Origin of the sequence: Bradyrhizobium sp. (genome assembly GCF_049798375.1) — a bacterium.
GTDB lineage: Bacteria > Pseudomonadota > Alphaproteobacteria > Rhizobiales > Xanthobacteraceae > Bradyrhizobium.
On record NZ_JBARGP010000728.1, the window covers coordinates 1 to 1,675 of the forward strand.

Annotated in this window: 4 protein-coding genes; 2 read left to right on the plus strand and 2 right to left on the minus strand. The window is 62.1% G+C overall.

Annotation, left to right across the window (positions count from 1 at the left end):
* Positions 1–5: 5 nt before the first annotated feature.
* Positions 6–425 carry a tRNA (N6-threonylcarbamoyladenosine(37)-N6)-methyltransferase TrmO gene (gene tsaA, locus WA702_RS28160; RefSeq protein ID WP_425113818.1) on the plus strand — a complete coding sequence of 140 codons (420 nt, stop codon included), beginning with the start codon at positions 6–8 and terminating at the stop codon, positions 423–425.
* Positions 426–845 (plus strand): hypothetical protein, encoded by a 420-nt coding sequence (locus WA702_RS28165; protein ID WP_425113815.1) that lies wholly within the window; start codon positions 426–428, stop codon positions 843–845.
* A 160-nt stretch (positions 846–1,005) separates the two neighbouring features.
* Here WA702_RS28165 and WA702_RS28170 read toward each other — a convergent pair whose 3' ends face one another.
* The gene (locus WA702_RS28170) at positions 1,006–1,431 is read right to left on the minus strand and encodes an HIT family protein (protein WP_425113816.1); all 426 of its coding nucleotides are present in this window, start codon (positions 1,429–1,431) and stop codon (positions 1,006–1,008) included.
* Between the two features lie 49 nt (positions 1,432–1,480).
* A partial coding sequence (locus WA702_RS28175) for a peptidogalycan biosysnthesis protein (protein WP_425113817.1) occupies positions 1,481–1,675 on the minus strand: 195 nt, incomplete at its 5' end.

Sequence of the window (1,675 nt, forward strand, 5' to 3'; positions counted from 1 at the left end):
CGGCGTTGTATTTCATCGGCCGCATCCGCACGCCCTGGACCTCGCGGCTGGATACGCCACGGCAGGGCAGTCCCGAGGGGCCGGTGTGTCGGCTCGAGATCTTCGAGCCCTGGGTGCCGGCCTTGAACGGCGTCGATTTCTACAGCCATCTCGAGGTGATCTACTGGCTGCACCGCTCGCGCCGCGATTTGGTGATTCAGCGTCCGAAGCACGAAGAGGAGAAGACCCGCGGCACATTTTCGCTGCGCTCGCCGGTGCGGCCCAATCCCATCGGAACGTCCACCGTCCGGTTCGTCGCCATTGAAGGCAACACCGTGCTGGTGCGCGGGCTCGACTGCATCGACGAAACGCCGCTGATCGACCTCAAGCCGGACCGCTGCGTGTTCTCGCCGCTGTCGCAGCAGCAATTGGCAGGGGCGGGCTGATTGGCCGGCGTACTGTTACGCTTTGTCTTGCCGCATGCGCATCCAGACACAGGCGTTGAGGAGGGGGTGTTTCGCACGGCCTACACTCTGCGCGATAGTCCGGGTACGCGGCCACAGGATCAAGCGGCGTTGAAAGACCTCTTGTCCTGGTTCGAAGCCAACTTTGCCCTGCCGAAAAGGTTCAATAGCAGTAAATCAAAGGGATATTACCGCAGGAAGACGGCGGGTATCTCGTGGCTCAAATCAACGGCTTTCGAGCATATCGCAAAGATGCGTTTATTGGTCGCTATCCTCGAAAGCAATGGATTTCAGATCTCTCAGGTCAGTACCGATAGGCCCGGATACGTGGTCTTCGAAGACGACCATCAGGTTGTGGCGGAGCCGTTTCGCCGTGAGACGAAAAGAGGGCAGCTCAGTTAGCCTTTGAGGATGCCGCAACTGCTGGATGGCTCGTCCGCCTCTGCTTCGCGCCGTGAGGACCGACGTTGCCTTCGTCATTGCGAGCGAAGCGAAGCAATCCAGAGCTACAGCGAGATACTGGATTGCTTCGTCGCTTCGCTTCTCGCAATGACGGAGAGCCTTAGCCCTTCAGCGCCGCGCTCAGCTTCGCGGCGTGTTCTTCCAGCAGCTTCGGATCCTCCTTGCGGCTCGCGGGCGCCAGCAGCGCGATGCCGTCGTGGCGCGGCATCACGTGGACATGCAGGTGAAACACCACCTGGCCGCTGGCCGGCTCATTGTGCTGCTGAACGGTGACGCCGTCGGCCTTGAATGTGGTCATCGCCACGCGGGCGATCTTGCGCGTCGCGCGCGAGACGTGGAGATAATCCTCCTCGGTGATGTCGAGGATGTTGCGGGCAGCGGCCTTCGGAATCACCAGCGTGTGGCCGGGCGAGCGCGGCATGATGTCGAGGAAAGCCAGCACGTGGTCGTCCTCATAGACCTTGTAGCAGGGCAGCTCGCCGCGCAGAATCTTTGCGAAGATGTTGTTGGCGTCGTAGGCGGTCATGTCCGGCTCCTGAAGTCAGGCCCTGAATCTCTCTGGTCTGGCCGGAACGTCAAGATGCGTCGTCGGCGCTTTTGCGGAACGGCCCAGCCTCGGTGAGCTCGCGGCCGGCTTCCTCGACATAGGCGCGCTCGCGCAGCAGATAGTCGTCGATCGCACGGCGCAGGCCGCGATCGGCGATGAAATGCGCCGAATAGGTGGTCCGCGGCAGGTAGCCGCGCGCGATCTTGTGCTCGCCCTGGGCGCC